We start from the raw sequence: 18,570 nt of genomic DNA, 5'->3' as shown, positions 1-18,570 counted from the left end.
TTATTGTATAATTTTGTAATTAATTGTATTAGTGTGTTTTATGTTTTAGTTGTGTAAATTATTTATAAACTGTAGTTTTTATTCCTTTAAGAGAATCTCTCTTTTACATCATGTTTTTATTTTCTTTATTTGACTTTAATAAATGGAAAATATGAGTAAAAAAGTTTTTAACTTATTGAGTATAAGCGTTTTGTTTTTAGGTTCACTTTCTACTGTTTCATGTTCTAGTGATGACAATTCTAATTCTGTGGAAGTTAAAGAGACGGGGACGGAGATCTTGTCTAAGCACATTTGGATTACAACTAAGATAGTTGATAATAAAGGAGTAGATGTTAAGTTAGATGTTATGCCTGGTGCTATGTATGCTGGTTATGCATATTATAATACAGATGGAACTTTTCGAATAGTTGATTTTAAAGATGGACATAAGATGTATGGTCTATGGTCTCTAAGAGATAATGATACTAAAAGACACTTAGTAGTATATAATTCCAAAAATGAGATAGCTTATGAGCGAACAGTCGATATGGTGGAATTAAATAATAATATATTCACCTATAATATTCCAGATGGATCTGATTCTTCTATTGTTTATAGTGTAGAGCACAAGCCTGTAACTGATCATGCAGAACCTAAGACTCCTGCGAAATATTAGCTAGTGTAGAGTGGGAAACAACAAAAGTATTTGATATTACCAATGGGGTAGAGGGAGCTAAAGAAATGGATAAAACTGTTGCTCCTGCAACTGGCTTCTCAGGTGATGCTTATTATGTAAATAGTAATGGAAAGGCTTATTTTCCTAAAAATAAAGAAGGCAAGTTTGCTAACGGAACATTCTTAATCACAGCTTATGGAGATAAGAGTGCTGTTCGTTCTCAAGGAGATTGGTATGTTTCTTTAGATGGTAAAACTAGAACATTAATAGCTAAAAGACCTGATGGTAGTGTAGTATTTGAAAGAACAGTGTCTGTTTATGAATTGACAGAGAAGAAATTTACTTATGACATAGAAGTAGAAGGTGTTTTACTAAGAGTGGAACATGAACCTATTAAAAAATAAAAATAAATTAAGCCTCTTAGATTAGTTAAGAGGCTTTATTATTTCGGAGAGGTGAGAAATATTAATAATTGTTATCTTTGAGTTATAAAAAAAGAACAGAAATGAAAGTTATAGCAGTAATACCAGCTCGATATGCTTCAACTCGTTTTCCAGCAAAGCTTATGAAGGATTTGGCAGGAAAGACTATTATCCGTCGTACTTATGAAGGGACTTTAGCTACAGAGCTTTTTGATGATGTATTTGTGGTTACAGATTCAGAGGTGATTTTTAATGAGATAGTTAGTCATGGTGGTAAAGCGATGATGAGTATAAAGGAACACGAGAGTGGAAGTGACCGTATAGCTGAAGCTGTAAAAGATATTGATGCAGATATTGTAATCAATGTTCAAGGTGATGAGCCTTTTGTAAGTAAGGAGAACCTAGAGAAGTTGATTGCTGTTTTTGCTACGGATACAGATGAGAATATTGATTTAGCCTCTCTGATGACACCTATTGAAGAGTGGAGTGTGATAGAGAATCCTAATAATGTGAAGGTTGTAGTGGATGATAGTAATACTGCATTGTATTTCTCACGTTCTGTGATTCCTTATCCTAGAGATAAAGAAACAGGAGTACAATATTATCAGCATATAGGAGTCTATGCTTTTAGAAAACAAGCTTTATTAGAGTTTACAACACTTCCTATGAAGTTTTTAGAAGCATCAGAGAAGTTAGAGCAACTAAGATATTTAGAGTACGGAAAACGCATTAAAATGTCTGTAACTAGACATTTAGGTATAGGAATAGATACTCCAGAGGATTTAGAAAGAGCGAAGCAGATTATAGCAGCTAATCCAGAATTAAACTAATCCTCAAATATTATGGACGAAATATAATTATACAAAAAGAGACTCACAGATATTGTGAGTCTCTTTTTGTATATATTATTGTCTCTCTTTTAGATAGAGTATATCTACTCACTCTCATTGTTCTCTTGAGGAGTTGTTTCAGTTGTTGGTGTACTATTAGGAGTAGTATTACTGTTGGCTGGGTTGTATGTTCCAGCAACAGGTACTACAGGTACTACAGGTACTATCTTTTGTTCTACAGGTACTTTTATTACTGTTTCCCATTCTGCTGCTAGTCTAGAGTCAATCACTGATTTTTTAAGTAGTAGCACGATTGGTTGATCTGTAAGAACATTTAGTTCTCTATCGCTTATTTCAGTTCTAGTCTTGCGCAATGCTTCAGGTAAGAAAGTGTAATAACCATTTAAAGTAGATTCAAAGTAACTTTGTTTTGTTAGTGTATCTATTTTGTATTTCTCTTCCTCGTTTAAAAAGATATGACCTTTAATTGGTAAGGAAAATCTGTATTTAAGAACATCTTGTGTTCTATTGTTATCTAAGATGAGGTATGGTTCCCCTGCTATCTCTATTTGATTTGTCTTGCAGAACTCAGATAAGTCTTTATTTAAAGCAATCAAATCTGTGTTAAGCATTCCTATCGAAGAAGAAGCTTCTAGGTATAGGTATTGTATGCTTGGTGTAGTTTTAATTGCATCTACCTTAACATCAAACTCTTTGTATTGCTTGATAAAGTACACTATAAAAGCATCGATATTCTTGTCTAAACTGTTTGTGGCTACTTGATTAGGAGTTCCTTTAAAAAAAGAAAGAAACTTTGTTTTTATATCAAGTGTCCCACTAAAAGCAAATGTAATTTCAGTCTTATTTTGTTGCCCTTTTAGTTTCCAGATTATATTAGATATTTTATTGTCATTTAAAATGTCTTGTGATAGGCTATCATAGGGGTGACTGTATTCTGGGCGTACATTATAAGAACCTAAGTTATCAAGTTCAATTTTATAAATACCATTATTTTCTTTAGAAGATTTCATCCAATCTGTCCAATTATCTAAGTCGTTAATATAATTATAGACAATTTCTTTAGGTGCATCAACTGTAAATTTGCGTTCTATATTATACTCAGGACTTTGAGTAAGTATGAACACAAAAAGTGATACAAACGCAAGCAAAAATAAAAGGAGGAAATACTTAATGATTTTCATAACAATAGCTTAGATCGATATTATCTTATTTAAGAAGGTTTTTTAAAACAAATAGTGAACCTATAAATGCTAAAAAGGCAACTAATACCCAAAGTCTATTCTTATAATAAATTCTGTGTAATTTTAAATCTTTTCTATACATTACCACCATTACTATGGTGAAGGCAATGATAAAAAATATAGCAAACTGCATTTGTCCAGGTGTAAACATAATTATTTTTTAGCAAAAATAGTCAAAAGACTTAGATATTAAACAAAAAAAACGGCAGTAATTCTGCCGTTTTGCAATATGATATGATAAAATCAATATTAGATTTTTTCAGTCCACCCGAAAGTGTCTTCGATTTTCTTTTGTTGGATACCTTGAAGTCCTGTTTTTAATTGGATAGCAAATGAGTTATCATCCGATACCTCAGGTAGTTCGTAGTATTTATCTTGGAAAGCGAATCCTTCGATTTGTCCAACTGTTACAGCAGTACCAGCACCGAAAATTTCTTTTAACTCTCCTTTTGCATGTGCATCGATTAAATCTTGAACTACAATAGTTTTAACCTCTATGTTGATTCCTTTGCTCTTTGCGATATCTAGTAAACTTTTTCTAGTTACACCATCTAAGATTCTTTCACTAGTAGGAGCAGTGATTAGTGTATCACCGATTCTGAAGAATACGTTCATAGTACCTGCTTCTTCTAGTTTAGTATGTGTAGCATCATCAGTCCAGATTACTTGTTGGTATCCTGCTTCATTAGCTAATTTAGTAGGGTAGAACTGTCCTGCGTAGTTACCAGAACATTTAGTGTACCCAACACCACCGTTAGCAGCACGGCTGTAGTGTTCAGCGATTTGAACTTTTACTTTTCCTGAGTAGTAAGTACGTGCAGGAGAACAGATGATACAGAACATAAATTCGCTAGAAGGACCAGCTACTACACCTTCGTGAGTACCAATCATAAATGGACGAATGTATAATGCGTTACCTTCACCTTGCTTAACCCATTCTCTATCTAAGTTGATAAGCGCTTTTAATCCATCTACGAATCTTTCTTCGTCGATATGTGGCATAGCCATACGTTCAGCTGATTTGTTAAAACGAGCCCAGTTTTCACGTGGACGGAATAACCATACATCTTCATTTGAATCTTTATATGCTTTCATTCCTTCAAAAATAGCTTGTCCATAGTGGAAAACATTCGTTGATGGAGCAAAAGACATCGGTCCATAAGGTTTGATTTCTACTTGTCCCCATTCACCATCTTTGTAGTGACATACTAGCATGTGGTCAGTAAATACAGAACCGAACTTCAGATTTTCGAAGTCTACTGATGCAATTTTTGATGTTTCTACTTTTTGAATAGAAATACCGTTGTTTGATTCTAAACTCATTTCTTATAATGTTTTTTTAATTGTCTGTTTGAACTTATGCTTGCAATGTATTAAAAAAGCAACACATTACAAAATTATCAAAAAAAGTACTTAAAAATAGTTTCTTGTTGAACTTTATCTAAAATGGAGTGATAAATATTGTTTAATCAAAATTTTTTACTGAAATTATCATAATCAGTGAAATATGTTTAGATAAACTATTTGTTTTTGATGTATTTTTTGACTTACTTTTGATGGATCGTATAATTAAATTTGTTTAGTATGAATAAAATTGTTGCTTGTTTAGGTATCATTGCTATAGTTTTTACGGGATGTAAAAATCAAAGTGAAAAAGAAGAGTCGACTGTTGTAGAAGCACAAAAGACGTATGAGTATTTTGGTGATAGTATAGCTTTGAAAGAAGCTCTATCTAAAACAGAGATGCTTAAAAAATATCAAGATTTAAAAGAAGGAGATACTATCAAGGTTCAGTTTGAAACAACGATAAATGAAGTTTGCCAAAAGAAAGGTTGTTGGATGAATGTTGATTTAGGAGAGGATAAAAAAGGATTTGTACGCTTTACGGATTATGGTTTTTTTGCTCCAATGAACGCTGCAGGACATGAAGTGATTATAGATGGCAAGGCATTTATTTCTGTTGTTTCTGTAGATGAATTAAAACACTATGCTAAGGATGCTGGCAAGTCTGAAGAAGAGATTGCAGCGATAATTGAACCTAAGGTTACTTATGCTTTTACAGCTGATGGGATTGCTATTGTAAAAGATAAGTAGTTGTGAGAGGTATATTATCAGTGTGTTTAGTCTTTGTACTATTTGCAACCTTATATTCATGTAAGCAAGAGAATCATTCTAAAGGAACGGATATTCGGATAGAATCTAAAGATTCAACTTCTTTTAAGATGTATGAGATGTCTCCTTTAGCTTCTTTAATGGAAGAAATGCATGCGCAGGGTGTAGTCCTTCGAAATAAAATAGAAGGAGGACATACAGATTTGGGAGTAATGCCTGAGAAGCATAAAGAGATTCGCACTGCTCGTATGACTGACCCAAGTGACAACGATTTGTTTTTTGAATATCAAGCACAAGAGTATTTACGATTAGAACAGATCCTATATGAAAGTGTAGAAGGAGATAAAAAAGAACAGTTTAATAATATGATTAATTCTTGTCTAGCATGTCATCAGAAGAAATGTGGTGGTCCTATTCCTAGAATTAAAAAACTTCTAATTAATTGAAAAGAAAAGTAATTACTACTTCAGATGGTTCTACCTCTATAGAGATGGAAGAGTGGGGAGAAACCTATCACTCGATTCATGGGGCTATTCAAGAGGCTAGACATGTATATATAGAGAGAGGATTTGATAAGATAGCTGCCTCTGAAATTAAAGTATTGGAGATGGGCTTTGGTACAGGGTTGAATGCTTTTTTAACACTTGTAGAAGCTCGTAACAAAAATAAAGTTGTAGAGTATCACAGTATCGAAGCTTTTCCTGTAACAGAGGAGGAAAGTAAAGCTTTGAATTTTGAAGCTCTATATGATACACCAGAAGACGAACAGTTGTTTAACCAAATGCATCAGTGTAATTGGAATACAACTTATCAGATTACACCAATATTTAAACTTCATAAGATACACAGTACTTTTGAAGAAGCAGTTGTAAATCAAGAGTTTTTTGATGTAATTTACTTTGATGTTTTTGGATATCAATTCCAACCTGATTTGTGGTCAGTAGAGATTTTTCAGAAAGTATACAATGCACTTAAATCAGGTGGAGTATTAGCTACTTACGCTTGTAGGGGACCTATTAAAAGGGCTATGAAACAAGTAGGGTTTACTACTGAAAAAGTACCGGGACCTCCTGGTAAAAGGGAGATGTTAGTCGCATATAAACAATAAGAAACTAGAGCCTAATGAGAAATTCTTATTAGGCTCTAATTATTTTAGGTTTAAGAAGATGAGTTATTTGTTGTATTTCATATTGAAGATAATGAGTGTTTCCTGATTTATATAGGTTAAATGTTTATTACTATAATATTAAGTGTATGTGATTTGTTTTATTTTAAGGTTAAGGTTGGTTATTTGTTTTTTGTTTTAATAAAAACAGTGTAAGTTTGTTCGTAGAAAAAGAAAAATAGTAGCTATGAATAAACGAATGATGTTTGAGCATAATATACATGTGCTTAGAAATGTCAGCTTTGATTCAGTATTGTTCTCTAAAGAATTAGATAAAGCAATACATACATTATTACCTTATGATGTAGAACGATTAGTTAATTGGGTTAATGAGTTCTTAGAAGACAAACCCCAACTTAAAGCAGAATTAGATAAAGAAATATTTGAAGAACTTACCTATGCTTAGGTAAGTTTTTTTTGTTTATATCTTAGCTTGACCTGTGGTAGTAAGAGGCTAGTAAAAGATGGATTAGTCATAAAGTAGCAATAAAAACGCCATACTTTGGTTTTAATATCTATTTTTACGGAAGAAGAAAAAAACATAAAGAATGAATAAAGTAGTTTTACTATTAGCTATGTCACTTATAATCTTTACTTCATGTAAAGAAGGAAAGACTGAAGAATCAATAAATCAAGAAACAGAACATACTGAAATACCACAAGTAGGTAATGCAGACGAAGTAGATGATGTAAAGGTACTGTATGTCGCATCTAAGCTAGATGACTGCGCTGGTATGGCTCCTAAGAAATGTATGATGGTGAAAGAGGAAGAAGATGCTCCTTGGGAAATTATGTATCAGGAGATAGAGGGGCTTAAGTATGAAGAAGGGTATGAATATAAGATAGAAGTAAAAAGAGTCGAGATTCCTAATGCTCCTGCGGATGCTCCATCATTTAGATATGTATTAGTAAGCGAAATATCAAAAGTAAAAAAGAATTAGTGTGATGAAAGACATTGTTTTAACGGACGACAGAGTAATTCTAAAACCTTTAGAGGCATATAATTATAATGATCTAGTGTGTTTTATCATAGACGAACCTGAGATATGGAAGTATGCTACTGTTGGTGTTACTAAAGCTGGGGATATGAGAGAGTATATCACAACTGCTATAGAAAGTAGATCTGCTGGAAAAGCTTATCCATTTATTGTTTTTGATCAATAGCGTCCTAAACGCTTAAAAAAAGGCAAAAAAAAGAGAGTAAATTAAGGATCTCAAATTATCTTTGAGTTGCACACCAAAAAACACTCTCTCTATGACAAATGTAACTTTATTTTCTCAAATAATCCAAAAATTAGATCGTTCAAAGTTTAAGAAAATAGTAAAGGAAAGGCAAACAGATAAACACAACAAGGGTTTTGATAGTTGGAGTCATTTAATCTCTATGTTATTTTGCCATTTTGCTCGAAGTAAATCTGTTCGTGATATTAGTAATGGACTTCGCTCTGCTACCGGAAACTTAAATCATTTAGGTTTAACTATAGCACCATCTAAATCATCAGTCAGTTATCAGAATAAAAAAAGATCCCATGAGCTCTTTAAAGAATACTATTTTGCTTTGCTCGAAAGTTTAGGACAGCATCCCAAGTTTAAGCAGGTGAAGTTCCGAATCAAGTCAAAAATCCTGTTATTAGACTCCACAACAATATCTCTGTGTTTAAGCATCTTTGATTGGGCAAAATACAAGACTAATAAAGGTGCTGTTAAAATGCATACACTCCTTGATTTTGATGGGAATTTACCGGCTTATATTAATATTACAAATGGTAAAACGGCTGATAATAAAGGGGCTTATGATATCCCATTACTCAAAGGCAGTGTTATAGTTGCTGATCGATTCTACAATGATTTTAGCCTTTTAAATGTTTGGGACAGCAAACAAGTATTCTTTGTGATTAGACATAAAGACAACTTGAAATTTGAAACTATTAAGGAATTAGAACTTCCAGAGAACAGGCATCAAAACATCCTAAAAGATGAGTTAATTAGCTTAACTAATACAAGGTCAAAGCAGATATATCCGAAAAAATTAAGGCGTGTAGCAGTGTGGGATGAGCAAAATAATCAGGCCATTGAACTCATTACCAATCAATTTTCTTGGACTGCAAATACTATAAGTGAATTGTATAAAAGTAGATGGATGGTAGAAATATTCTTTAGAGATTTAAAGCAGCTACTACATATTAAATCTTTTGTTGGAACATCTGAAAACGCTGTGATGATACAAATTTGGACGGCGTTAATTACCATTTTAATACTAAAAGCATTGCGGGCACAGTCTAAATTCAAGTGGCATTTATCCAATTTAGTAGCTTTTATAAGATTAAACCTCTTTGTGAAAATTCAGCTGCAATTATGGCTCGATAATCCACTAAATGAAGTAGAAAAGCCACCTCCTAAATTACAACAGGGGATTCTGTTTTAAAAATTATCAAATATATACTCGTATCCTACTAAAGTGGGAGGATATTCTATGTGCTAAATTTATTTAGGACGCTATTGGTTTTTGATAAGAAAACTGAACAATATGTAGGATCTACTCGATTTTATAATATCGACCATAAGAATAAATCCCTTCTGATAGGATATACTTGGTATAGTAAGAAGGTTCAAGGTACAGGTATTAATAAACATTGTAAGTATATGATGTTTAAGTATGCCTTTGAAGTAATGGGAATGGAGAGGGTAGAGTTTAGAGTGGATAATATAAATGAACGAAGTAAAGTAGCTGTGCAGAGTATAGGATGTACTCTAGAAGGTGTACTTAGAAGCGAAATCATTATTCACTCAGGGCGTCGCCGTGATACTGCTATTTATAGTATGCTAAAAGATGAATGGTTTGACCATGCTAAGCAGGCATTAGAAGAGAAGCTTTAGTAATAGGGGGAACGGAAAGCAGGGAACAAGGAACAGAAAGTGGGAAACAGGGAACGGTCAACCCTAATTGTTAGACGCAAAGTATTGACATCTCTACAAAACCGTTAACCGTTAACTATAAACCGTTCACCATATTATATCTTGTCTATTACTTTTCGTCTTTCAGCACCAGTAGTTTTAAAGTGAGTAGGAGTTAGTCCTGTTACTTTTTTAAACTGCTTACTTAAGTGAGCGACACTACTATAGTTTAATTGGAATGTAATTTCTTTTAAACTTAATTCATCGTATACTAGCAGTTCTTTTACCTTTTCTATTTTTAAGTGGATAAAATATTGCTCTATTGTCGTCGATTCTAATTGTGAGAATAATAAACTTAGTGCATGATAATCCATTTGCATTTTCTCTGCTATATACGCTGATAATGGTACCTGAAGATTAGCATTGTGTTTTTGTACTAATTCGATTAGTATTGTTTTGATCTTATCTACTGTTTTACTTTTTTGATTATCTAGCAATTCGAAACCTATTTTTTGAAGTTTGTTTTCGATATCTTTAAGTTGTGTACTAGTAAGTTCCTCTTTAATATCTACTTCTCCTAGCTCTATTTTTACAGGTGTATATTGAGCTTCTAATAGCAGATTGTCTACAGCCATTTTACATCTTTCACACACCATGTTTTTTATATATAGTTTCATATCTTATTCTTATTGTGAAATTCAAAGATAATAAATGTCATTTGATAGTATGGGAAAAAATAAACAGATAGTTTGTTGTGAATAGAGTTTTTTACTCTTTTGTTTTTGATGTGATTTATAGTTAATAATCATTATTTTGATATTTATTTTATATAAATAGTATTAGTCAAAGTATTAATTAGTACGTTCTTTCACAGTTAGATAATTTAGTGTATTAGCCTACTATTATATGTTTTTCAATAGTTGTATTTGTTACCTTTAGCGAGATGATTAACTATAAATAACTGTATGAAAATTTTCACCACTGCACAGATGCAAGCGTTGGATAAGGAAACTGTTGCCAACCAATATATTTCTTCTTTCAAATTAATGGAGAGGGCTACCAATAAAGTCTTTGAAAAATTACAGACAAGATATAAGCTTTATCAAACGTCATTTGTTATTTTCTGCGGTACAGGAAATAATGGAGGAGATGGATTAACCTTAGCTAGATTATTAAAAGAAGGAGGTGCGATGGTGAAGGTCTTCTTAGTACAGACTAAGAAATACAGCCCTGATAATGCGCAAAATCAAGATTTGCTTGAAGATAGAGATATTAATGTAGAGAAGTTTACTACCAAGAGTAAGTTAAAGGTAAAGAAAGATGATGTGATTGTAGATGCATTATTTGGTATTGGATTACAAGAACCTTTAGGGGAAGAGTGGCGCCCTATTTTTGATTTTTTAAACGAGACTCCTTGTTTAGAGCGCATTGCTCTAGATATGCCATCAGGATTAATGGCTGATATTAGTACACCTAAAGAGGCTATTATATTTAAAGCTGATGTAGTTTATACTTTTCAGTTGCCTAAGACAGCATTATTATTGTCTGATGTGAAAGAGTATGTTAAGGAATTAGAGATACTAGATATAGGATTAGACCTAGATTATATCGAAAATACAAAGTCGGATAACTACTTCGTGGAATCAGAGAAAGTAAAGGGACTTATCAAAGCAGGGAATAAGTTTAATACTAAGGATGACTTCGGACGTGTGTTATTAATCGGAGGTAATAAAGGGATGATGGGAGCTGTTAATCTAGCTTCTAGAGCGGCATTATACACGGGTAGTGGAGTTGTTAGTGCGTATGTGCCAAGTTGTGGCTATACAATACTGCAAACTGCTTTGCCAGAGGTAATGTGTAATACTTGTGACACACAGGATTATATTACTACATTCCCGTCTGTAGAGATGTATAGCGCAGTAGGGATAGGTTGTGGTATCGGGCAACATAAAGATACAGCATCTGCTTTAGTCGCTTTTTTAAAAGCAAATAAAGAGAATAAATTAGTCATAGATGCTGATGCACTTAATATTATAAGTGAACACAAATGCCTAGATAAAGTACCTGCAGAGAGTATATTAACACCTCATGAGAAAGAGCTAGAACGCTTAATCGGATCGTGGGGAAATGACTTTGATAAGATAGAAAAAGTAAAAGCATTAGCTAAGAAACACAATATCGTCTTTGTCTTAAAAGGAGCACATACTATCACAGTAGCACCTGACGAAACAGTATACTTTAACTCTACAGGTAACTGGGGAATGGCGACAGCAGGTGCAGGTGATACACTTACAGGTATGATAACTTCTTTAGTAGGACAAGGTTATACGAGTAAGGAAGCTGCTATTATAGGTGTGTATTTACACGGATTGTCAGGTGATATAGCTGTAGAAACGATACATCCACATAGTTTAGTAGCCTCTGATATTAGTAAACATATTAGTGAAGCATATAATCAATTGCGTCTTGTAAAAGGAGATAGGTAAATAGTTATAGAAATAGTAAAAGGGGCTGTCTCACAACTGAAGACAGCCCCTTTTTTATTTAAGATAAATCACGTTTTGGTAGTTTATTTTTAAATTTTGTGTCTAAAATCGAAATTTTCTATCATAAAGAACTCTTAAAAAGAGAAGAAATAATCTTCATGAGACAGCCTCTTTTTTTATTACTTATCAATCAAGTCAATAGAATGAGATCCTTCGTTGCACTCAGGAGGACATAGCGAGTAGAAGTAGTAGCTGTAAAAGCTGTTATAATCACACCTATTACCACGCTCCATAACCACAAACTGAAAATTCCTAATTCCTTAATTATTTCGTTACTTCATCTATCAAATAGAATATTGACTTAAAGTTCACTCCACCATACTCTGTTAATCCTATCTCACAAGTACGACTTGTAGAGAATGCATCTTTTGCGTTAGTAGGTATTTGTTCTTTTAAGTGTCTATTGCCGTGCTTATTTAACTCAGGGAAAGTAAATCCTCTATCTCCTGCAAAACCACAACAGTTGCTATCTATGTAGTTTACTTTCTCCGCGCATAATTTAGTTAGTTCTAAAAGTTTCCCTTCTAGACCTACTTTCTTTACAGAACATACAGGGAATACACTAATCTCTTTACGAGGTTTTGTGACAGGTAATACCGGCATCACATAATCTAACATAAACTCGATAGGATCGTGCATCTTTAGTTTTCCATCTTTATGCGCTTCATAGAACGTATAGAAACATGGACTCATGTCAAATAGCACAGGGTATTTCCCATCTTCGGAAGCTTTAAGTAATGCTAGTTCTAATTCAGAAGACTTAGTTAATCCTTCTTCTTTAAAACCTTTACTGCTAAATGGCATACCACAGCACATCTTATTTACTTGCTCTGGATAGATAATAGTGAACCCAGCACGTTCAAGTAACTCCACTGTTTTAACCGTTAAGTCATCATCAGATTTAGGGTAGTCTTTTGATTTTCCCATAGTCCTATTGATACACGATGGGAAATACACTACTTTGCGTTCTTGCCCTTCATTGATGATAGACTCCGTTATCTTGTGTTTGTTGCCTTTAGGCATAGCTACATTCCACTGAGGTATTTTATTACCTGATATCTTACGCATACCACTTGATACACTTGTCATTACTTTGTTGCCTAATATATTTTGGAATACACCTACAGTATTCAGTGCGGTACGCCCCATAGCAGTTACGCGATCCATATTCTCTACGAAATACTCTGCATTCTTTCTATCCTTTTCCGTTATGGCGTTATGGCGAATATCCTTAATATATTTTCCAGTATCAATCTTTACAGGACAGGCGATAGCACATAAGCCATCTGTAGCACAGGTCTCGTCTGCATAGTAGTGTGAACTATTCACTAAGTTTTCTAATTCTTCCGTGTCTTTACCTAAGTTTTTAAGTCTAGCTATCTCTCTACCAACTACGATACGCTGTCTTGGAGAAAGTGTTAGCCCCTCAGATACACAGTGTGACTCACAGAATCCACACTCGATACACTTGTCTACAATTTCATTGGTAGCAGGAGATGGTTTGAAATTCTCTAAGTGTACATTTGGATTTGCATTGATAATCACACCAGGGTTGACTAAACTATGTGGATCGAAGATAGCTTTGACCTTTAACATAATGTCATATGCCTGTTTACCCCATTCTTTTTCTACGAATGGAGCCATATTTCTACCTGTTCCATGTTCTGCTTTTAATGATCCATCAAATCGATCTACAACCAATTCGACTAGCCCATCCATTAAGCGAGCATATCTATCTATCTCTTGTTGCGTAGAGAAGTCTTGTGAGAATACTAAGTGCAAGTTTCCTTCTAATGCGTGACCAAATAATACTGCATCGTTGTATTTTAGTTCTGCAAATAATGCTTTCATTGCTATACAAGCATCTGCTAATTTTTCAACTGGGAAAGCAACATCCTCTATAATACATGTGGTACCTGTTTCTCTTAATGCTCCTGTGGTAGGTAGTAGTCCATTACGAGCCTTCCAGTTAAAGGCGTATTGCTGAGGTTCTGATGTGAACTCAAATGGTTTATATGTTGGAGTAGAAGTGATAGCGTCTCTAATCAGTTGTTGTTTAGTAGACATTTCTTCTTGATTCTCTGCTTGAGCTTCTACTAATAAGATACACGCAGTCTCCGGCAATGTTTTAAAGTAGGCAGGTGCTAATGCTTCGTCTTCTATAGACTTGATACTATTTCTATCTAATAGTTCTACTGCAGCTACAGGACTTTTCTTTAAGAATGGCACTGCTTGACACGCTTTCTCTATTGTTTCGAATATCATTAATGTACATGCCTTGTGCTTGTAATTAACGACTGTATTATATGTGATATCAGAGATAAACGCTAGAGTTCCCTCTGAGCCAATCATAATGTGTTTAATAATTTCAAAAGGATCGTTGTAATCTATAAAGGCGTTTAGGCTGTATCCAGTAGTATTTTTGATTTTAAACTTGCGTTCTATGCGATCGTATAATGTGCGATCAGTATAGATAGCATCTCTTAGACGTTCTATTTCTTTAATAATCTCAGGGTGCTTCTTAGTGAATTCTTTTTTACTTTCTTCACTTGCAGTATCTAATACAGTACCATCATAGATGACAATCTTGATATCTGCTATCGTGTTATATGAGTTCTGAGCAGTACCACAACACATCCCGCTGGCGTTGTTCGCTGCGATACCACCGATCATAGCTGCATTTATTGAGCCAGGGTCAGGACCTATCTTGCGACCATAAGGAGCAAGGATAATATTCGCTCTACCACCGATAATACCCGGTTGAAACTTAGCTTGTAATCCGTTATTTAAGATCTCGTATTTTTTCCATTTATGTGTAGCTACCATTAGTACAGAGTCCGTCACAGCTTGCCCAGATAGACTTGTTCCTGCTGCTCTATACGTAACAGGTACATTGCACTTCGTAGCTGTCTTTAGTGTAGCTACAGCTTCTTCGTGATTGTGTACTTGAACAACAATCTTAGGAACTAATTTATAGAAACTCGCATCTGTCCCATAGGCTAATAACTGTATCGGATTAGTGATAATTCTCTCAGTATCTATATGGTTAGCTAGTTCATCTTTGAACTTCTGATATGGTAATGGTAACATAGTATAATCTTTTTTATCAAGCTACAATTTACAAAAACATATCAAGTAGATAGAGGTGTTTTTTTAGTTTATAGTGGGTTTAAATAAACGAATGACTACTAGAGGGGTTGGTTAGAATAAGAGTGAGTTTATAAAGGGGGATTGCTAAGTATTGGATTGTTGGTGATTATTTCGAGGTAAATAAAGAGTGGTATGCTTAAAATCTAGAATCAGCATTAGCCAAATACGACAAAGCAATTCTACTTCATAGTGCTTATATCGTTAATTCAGATCTACACTGTATAATAACTTCTTGTTTATATGTCTATCACTTATTTTGGGCTTATTCTACTTATCTTGTTACTAATAGCATATTGTGTCCATAGTGAGTCCATTAAAATGAGCTTTTTAATGGACTCACTCCGAATAAAATCTGTCTCGTCTTACTATAACTGTACAATTATTGTTGCTAGTATATTTGTTTTGAAATAGTTCTTTTATCTTCTAGGTAGAGTAGCTGTCTTTAAGTTTACTTGATTTAGCGTCAACCTAGCACAGCTGTCATAAGGTCTGATTTAGTTCTGAGTCTATTTCTTGTCTTAGTTTCGTTCTGCTATAGTTATTAGTTTTAATCCTGTGATTGGGATACGGGATAAAGTGGTATAAAGATAGTAATAGTTTTTTAAGGATATTGTGTGGTAAGTTACTAAGCGTTTAGGAGAGGATATTTGATTTTAATATATTGATTTTGATTGATTTAGTATTTTATTGTTCTTTGTTAGAGAGTGCTATGAAATAAGGTGTTAAAACACTACCTTTGCACGAAATTTAGACACACAACAACACAAAGTAATCACATATGTATAAAAGCATTATAAAACCTATCTTATTTAGGTTTGATCCAGAGAAAGTACACCATTTTACCTTCGGTGCTCTTAAGTTCGTTAATCGTATTCCTGGCGTATCCGCACTGATACGCGCTAACTGTCAAGTTGAAGATCCTCGATTAGAAAGAGAAGTTTTTGGACTGAAGTTTAAGAATCCGGTAGGATTAGCAGCAGGTCTAGATAAGGATGCTAAGTTATATAAAGAATTAGAAAACTTTGGTTTTGGGTTTATAGAGATAGGTACTTTGACTCCTAAAGGACAACCAGGTAATCCTGTAAAGAGATTATTCCGTCTTAAAGAAGACAATGGTCTGATCAATAGAATGGGGTTTAATAATGGAGGAATCGAAGAGGCTATAACTCGTCTAAAGAAAAATAAAGGAACACTTATCGGAGGTAATATTGGTAAGAATAAGGTGACTCCTAATGAACAAGCGAATGAAGATTATGAGATTTGTTTTGAAGCATTGTTTCCTTATGTAGATTACTTCGTGGTGAATGTTAGTTCACCTAATACACCTAATCTACGTGCGTTACAAGATAAAGAGCCGCTTAAGGCACTACTACACGGTCTGCAAGTAAAGAATAATCAAAAAGATGCACCCAAGCCTGTGTTGCTTAAGATAGCACCAGATTTGACTGATGAGCAGTTGCTAGATATTATTGAGATAGTAGCCGAGACGAAGATAGCAGGTGTAATCGCTACGAATACGACTATAGATAGAAGTAATTTGAAATCAATCCATCAGCAAGAGACAGGAGGACTTAGTGGGAAACCATTGACTAAACGCAGTACTGAGGTGATTCGATTCTTATCAGAGAAGAGTAATAAGGCATTCCCTATTATCGGAGTAGGAGGGATACATTCAGCAGAAGATGCTATAGAAAAATTAGAAGCAGGAGCGAGCTTAATACAGCTTTATACTGGCTTTATATATGAAGGGCCAAGTTTGATTAAAGAAATCAATAAGGCATTATTATCTAAATATTAGTATTATATTATGTCAACAGAAGTATTATATACTTTTTTTATTACTTGTTTTTTATTGATTATTACCCCTGGACCAGATATCTTATATGTGGTTTCTCAGAGTATTACTAGAGGCCGTAAGTACGGATATGCAGTAGTGGTGGGACAGATGGGAGGTTTGTTATTTCACTTGTCATTATTTGCTTTTGGTATTTCGGCTTTGATTACACAGAGTGAAATTTTGTTTAAAGGAGTAAAGTTATTTGGAGCCTTATATTTATTTTGGTTGTCTTATAAAGTATATCAAGAGGAGAATGTTATCGCGATAGATGAGAGTGGTAGTGGAGCTAATGACAAGACCTTTATGGGATTTGTGAGAAAGGGATTATTAATGAATGTATTAAATCCTAAGGTGATGATGTTCTTCTTGGCTTTGTTTCCAGGGTTTATTACTGAAGCTGCAGGAAATGTACAAAAACAAATACTTATACTTGGAAGCGTGTTTATCACAGAGGCAGTAGTGATCTTTTTTATCATCTGTAGTATATCAGCTAAGCTTACTGATTATATGAAGAATAACAAGTCAGTCAATGTGTTTTTAAAATGGATGCAAATTGTGGTATTTAGTGGATTGGGGATTTTCTTATTAGTAAGTTAGAAGAATTAAAATCTCTATTTTATAAATAAATTATAAAAAAAGGTTCTAAGGACGATGTCTTTAGAACCTTTTTTTAAATGGATATGATACAGAGAATCAACTAGATATTTTAGAATAAAAGTTTTGGGAATAAAATAAGGAGAAGGACATTGTAAAATTGTGTGTTTTCTGCTATATTTGAATTTATATGAAACCAGCAGTTAAGATTATAGAATGTCCTCGTGATGCTATGCAAGGCATCAAGATGTTTATCCCTACCGAGAAAAAAGCACAGTATATACAGTCGCTTTTAAGGGTGGGATTTGATACCATAGATTTTGGTAGCTTCGTCTCTCCTAAAGCTATTCCTCAGATGGTGGATACGGCTGAATTATTAAGTCAATTAGACTTGAGTAAGACACAGAGCAAACTATTAGCTATTATCGCAAACACAAGAGGTGCGGAGCTAGCTGCGGAACATAAAGAGATTAAGTATTTAGGATTCCCATTCTCTATCTCAGAGAACTTCCAGATGCGTAATACACATAAGACTATTGCAGAGTCTATTGTGACGTTAGATGAGATATTAAATATAGCAACGAAGACTGATAAAGAAGTAGTAGCCTATCTATCTATGGGGTTTGGTAATCCTTATGGAGATCCATGGGATGTAGATATTGTAGGAGATTGGACTGAGAAGTTAGCGAAGATGGGAGTGAAGATACTTTCACTGTCAGATACAGTAGGTAGCTCTACACCAGAGGTAATAGATTATTTATTTAGCAATCTGATTCCAGCTTATCCTAATATTGAGTTTGGAGCACATTTACATACGACACCAGATAGTTGGTTTGAGAAGATTGATGCTGCGTATAAGGCTGGATGTCTTCGTTATGATGGAGCAATTAAAGGATATGGAGGTTGTCCAATGGCGAAAGATGATCTGACTGGGAATATGCCAACAGAAAAAATGCTAAGTTACTTCACTGCAAATAAGGTAGATACTAATCTGAGTGCGATGTCGTTTGAGAGTTCGTACAATGAAGCATTAAAAATATTTAATTTTTTCCACTAAAGTTTTTTATTTAGTGGAAAAATAGTAAATTTGCGTGCAATTCAA

19 protein-coding genes are annotated in these 18,570 nt (G+C 33.9%); 15 read left to right on the top strand and 4 right to left on the bottom strand.

Annotated features, from left to right (window positions below):
* Nucleotides 1-151 precede the first annotated feature (151 nt).
* From LNQ81_RS17710 to kdsB, 3 genes are all read left to right on the top strand, one after another.
* Nucleotides 152-655, top strand: coding sequence for a DUF4822 domain-containing protein (locus LNQ81_RS17710; protein WP_229949057.1), 504 nt, complete (start codon nucleotides 152-154; stop codon nucleotides 653-655).
* A 65-nt stretch (nucleotides 656-720) separates the two neighbouring features.
* Nucleotides 721-1,059, top strand: coding sequence for a DUF4822 domain-containing protein (locus LNQ81_RS17705; protein WP_229949055.1), 339 nt, complete (start codon nucleotides 721-723; stop codon nucleotides 1,057-1,059).
* Between the two features lie 101 nt (nucleotides 1,060-1,160).
* Nucleotides 1,161-1,907 carry a 3-deoxy-manno-octulosonate cytidylyltransferase gene (gene kdsB, locus LNQ81_RS17700; RefSeq protein WP_229949053.1) on the top strand — a complete coding sequence of 249 codons (747 nt, stop codon included), beginning with the start codon at nucleotides 1,161-1,163 and terminating at the stop codon, nucleotides 1,905-1,907.
* A 104-nt stretch (nucleotides 1,908-2,011) separates the two neighbouring features.
* Here the strand turns inward: kdsB and LNQ81_RS17695 are convergent, their stop codons facing one another.
* Together LNQ81_RS17695 and LNQ81_RS17685 are read right to left on the bottom strand one after the other, a co-directional pair.
* Nucleotides 2,012-3,109, bottom strand: a complete 1,098-nt coding sequence (locus LNQ81_RS17695; protein WP_229949051.1) for a hypothetical protein — start codon at nucleotides 3,107-3,109, stop codon at nucleotides 2,012-2,014.
* A gap of 309 nt (nucleotides 3,110-3,418) precedes the next feature.
* Entirely contained in the window at nucleotides 3,419-4,492 is a 1,074-nt protein-coding gene (locus LNQ81_RS17685; RefSeq protein ID WP_229949047.1) for a branched-chain amino acid aminotransferase, read from the bottom strand.
* Between the two features lie 291 nt (nucleotides 4,493-4,783).
* On the opposite strand from LNQ81_RS17685, the gene LNQ81_RS17680 reads away from it, so the two are divergent.
* From LNQ81_RS17680 to LNQ81_RS17645, 8 genes are all read left to right on the top strand, one after another.
* Nucleotides 4,784-5,263: a DUF4920 domain-containing protein gene (locus LNQ81_RS17680; RefSeq protein ID WP_229949325.1), complete on the top strand. Its 480-nt coding sequence runs from the start codon at nucleotides 4,784-4,786 to the stop codon at nucleotides 5,261-5,263.
* A 2-nt stretch (nucleotides 5,264-5,265) separates the two neighbouring features.
* Entirely contained in the window at nucleotides 5,266-5,727 is a 462-nt protein-coding gene (locus LNQ81_RS17675; protein WP_229949045.1) for a hypothetical protein, read from the top strand.
* The gene (gene mnmC2, locus LNQ81_RS17670; RefSeq protein WP_229949043.1) at nucleotides 5,724-6,389 is read left to right on the top strand and encodes a tRNA (5-methylaminomethyl-2-thiouridine)(34)-methyltransferase MnmC2; all 666 of its coding nucleotides are present in this window, start codon (nucleotides 5,724-5,726) and stop codon (nucleotides 6,387-6,389) included. Before LNQ81_RS17675 ends, mnmC2 begins: the two co-directional genes overlap by 4 nt.
* A gap of 244 nt (nucleotides 6,390-6,633) precedes the next feature.
* Entirely contained in the window at nucleotides 6,634-6,852 is a 219-nt protein-coding gene (locus LNQ81_RS17665; RefSeq protein ID WP_121965337.1) for a hypothetical protein, read from the top strand.
* Nucleotides 6,853-6,994: 142 nt separating this feature from the next.
* On the top strand, nucleotides 6,995-7,387 hold the full coding sequence (locus LNQ81_RS17660; protein ID WP_229949041.1) for a DUF4377 domain-containing protein: 393 nt from the start codon (nucleotides 6,995-6,997) through the stop codon (nucleotides 7,385-7,387).
* Nucleotides 7,388-7,391: 4 nt separating this feature from the next.
* Nucleotides 7,392-7,610: a GNAT family N-acetyltransferase gene (locus tag LNQ81_RS17655; RefSeq protein ID WP_229949039.1), complete on the top strand. Its 219-nt coding sequence runs from the start codon at nucleotides 7,392-7,394 to the stop codon at nucleotides 7,608-7,610.
* A gap of 91 nt (nucleotides 7,611-7,701) precedes the next feature.
* Nucleotides 7,702-8,871 carry an IS4 family transposase gene (locus LNQ81_RS17650; protein ID WP_229949037.1) on the top strand — a complete coding sequence of 390 codons (1,170 nt, stop codon included), beginning with the start codon at nucleotides 7,702-7,704 and terminating at the stop codon, nucleotides 8,869-8,871.
* A 50-nt stretch (nucleotides 8,872-8,921) separates the two neighbouring features.
* Nucleotides 8,922-9,323, top strand: a complete 402-nt coding sequence (locus tag LNQ81_RS17645; protein WP_229949035.1) for a GNAT family N-acetyltransferase — start codon at nucleotides 8,922-8,924, stop codon at nucleotides 9,321-9,323.
* Nucleotides 9,324-9,457: 134 nt separating this feature from the next.
* On the opposite strand, the gene LNQ81_RS17640 is transcribed toward LNQ81_RS17645, so the two are convergent.
* Nucleotides 9,458-10,018, bottom strand: a complete 561-nt coding sequence (locus LNQ81_RS17640) for a helix-turn-helix domain-containing protein (protein WP_229949033.1) — start codon at nucleotides 10,016-10,018, stop codon at nucleotides 9,458-9,460.
* 288 nt (nucleotides 10,019-10,306) lie between these two features.
* Here LNQ81_RS17640 and LNQ81_RS17635 point away from each other — a divergent pair, with 288 nt between their 5' ends.
* Nucleotides 10,307-11,827, top strand: a complete 1,521-nt coding sequence (locus LNQ81_RS17635; protein ID WP_229949031.1) for an NAD(P)H-hydrate dehydratase — start codon at nucleotides 10,307-10,309, stop codon at nucleotides 11,825-11,827.
* A gap of 324 nt (nucleotides 11,828-12,151) precedes the next feature.
* On the opposite strand, the gene LNQ81_RS17630 is transcribed toward LNQ81_RS17635, so the two are convergent.
* The gene (locus tag LNQ81_RS17630) at nucleotides 12,152-14,977 is read right to left on the bottom strand and encodes an FAD-binding and (Fe-S)-binding domain-containing protein (RefSeq protein ID WP_229949029.1); all 2,826 of its coding nucleotides are present in this window, start codon (nucleotides 14,975-14,977) and stop codon (nucleotides 12,152-12,154) included.
* A gap of 838 nt (nucleotides 14,978-15,815) precedes the next feature.
* Here LNQ81_RS17630 and LNQ81_RS17625 point away from each other — a divergent pair.
* From LNQ81_RS17625 to LNQ81_RS17615, 3 genes are all read left to right on the top strand, one after another.
* Nucleotides 15,816-16,835, top strand: a complete 1,020-nt coding sequence (locus LNQ81_RS17625; RefSeq protein ID WP_229949027.1) for a quinone-dependent dihydroorotate dehydrogenase — start codon at nucleotides 15,816-15,818, stop codon at nucleotides 16,833-16,835.
* A 9-nt stretch (nucleotides 16,836-16,844) separates the two neighbouring features.
* Entirely contained in the window at nucleotides 16,845-17,471 is a 627-nt protein-coding gene (locus LNQ81_RS17620) for a LysE family translocator (protein WP_229949025.1), read from the top strand.
* A gap of 187 nt (nucleotides 17,472-17,658) precedes the next feature.
* A complete protein-coding gene (locus LNQ81_RS17615) occupies nucleotides 17,659-18,525 on the top strand; it encodes a hydroxymethylglutaryl-CoA lyase (protein ID WP_229949024.1) in 867 nt (288 codons plus the stop codon).
* Nucleotides 18,526-18,570 lie beyond the last annotated feature (45 nt).

It is taken from the genome of Myroides oncorhynchi (genome assembly GCF_020905415.1).
In the GTDB taxonomy this organism is placed as follows: domain Bacteria; phylum Bacteroidota; class Bacteroidia; order Flavobacteriales; family Flavobacteriaceae; genus Flavobacterium; species Flavobacterium oncorhynchi_A.
This window is presented reverse-complemented; position numbering and strand designations above follow the sequence as displayed.

Excerpts from the sequence above, each read along its gene's own strand:
- kdsB (WP_229949053.1), top strand. The coding sequence starts at position 1,161 with ATGAAAGTTATAGCAGTAATACCAGCTCGATATGCTTCAACTCGTTTT.
- LNQ81_RS17695 (WP_229949051.1), bottom strand. The coding sequence starts at position 3,109 with ATGAAAATCATTAAGTATTTCCTCCTTTTATTTTTGCTTGCGTTTGTA.
- LNQ81_RS17640 (WP_229949033.1), bottom strand. The coding sequence starts at position 10,018 with ATGAAACTATATATAAAAAACATGGTGTGTGAAAGATGTAAAATGGCT.
- LNQ81_RS17685 (WP_229949047.1), bottom strand. The coding sequence starts at position 4,492 with ATGAGTTTAGAATCAAACAACGGTATTTCTATTCAAAAAGTAGAAACA.
- LNQ81_RS17635 (WP_229949031.1), top strand. The coding sequence starts at position 10,307 with ATGAAAATTTTCACCACTGCACAGATGCAAGCGTTGGATAAGGAAACT.
- LNQ81_RS17630 (WP_229949029.1), bottom strand. The coding sequence starts at position 14,977 with ATGTTACCATTACCATATCAGAAGTTCAAAGATGAACTAGCTAACCAT.
- LNQ81_RS17710 (WP_229949057.1), top strand. The coding sequence starts at position 152 with ATGAGTAAAAAAGTTTTTAACTTATTGAGTATAAGCGTTTTGTTTTTA.
- LNQ81_RS17615 (WP_229949024.1), top strand. The coding sequence starts at position 17,659 with ATGAAACCAGCAGTTAAGATTATAGAATGTCCTCGTGATGCTATGCAA.
- LNQ81_RS17665 (WP_121965337.1), top strand. The coding sequence starts at position 6,634 with ATGAATAAACGAATGATGTTTGAGCATAATATACATGTGCTTAGAAAT.
- LNQ81_RS17705 (WP_229949055.1), top strand. The coding sequence starts at position 721 with ATGGATAAAACTGTTGCTCCTGCAACTGGCTTCTCAGGTGATGCTTAT.
- LNQ81_RS17660 (WP_229949041.1), top strand. The coding sequence starts at position 6,995 with ATGAATAAAGTAGTTTTACTATTAGCTATGTCACTTATAATCTTTACT.
- LNQ81_RS17625 (WP_229949027.1), top strand. The coding sequence starts at position 15,816 with ATGTATAAAAGCATTATAAAACCTATCTTATTTAGGTTTGATCCAGAG.
- LNQ81_RS17655 (WP_229949039.1), top strand. The coding sequence starts at position 7,392 with ATGAAAGACATTGTTTTAACGGACGACAGAGTAATTCTAAAACCTTTA.
- LNQ81_RS17620 (WP_229949025.1), top strand. The coding sequence starts at position 16,845 with ATGTCAACAGAAGTATTATATACTTTTTTTATTACTTGTTTTTTATTG.
- LNQ81_RS17650 (WP_229949037.1), top strand. The coding sequence starts at position 7,702 with ATGACAAATGTAACTTTATTTTCTCAAATAATCCAAAAATTAGATCGT.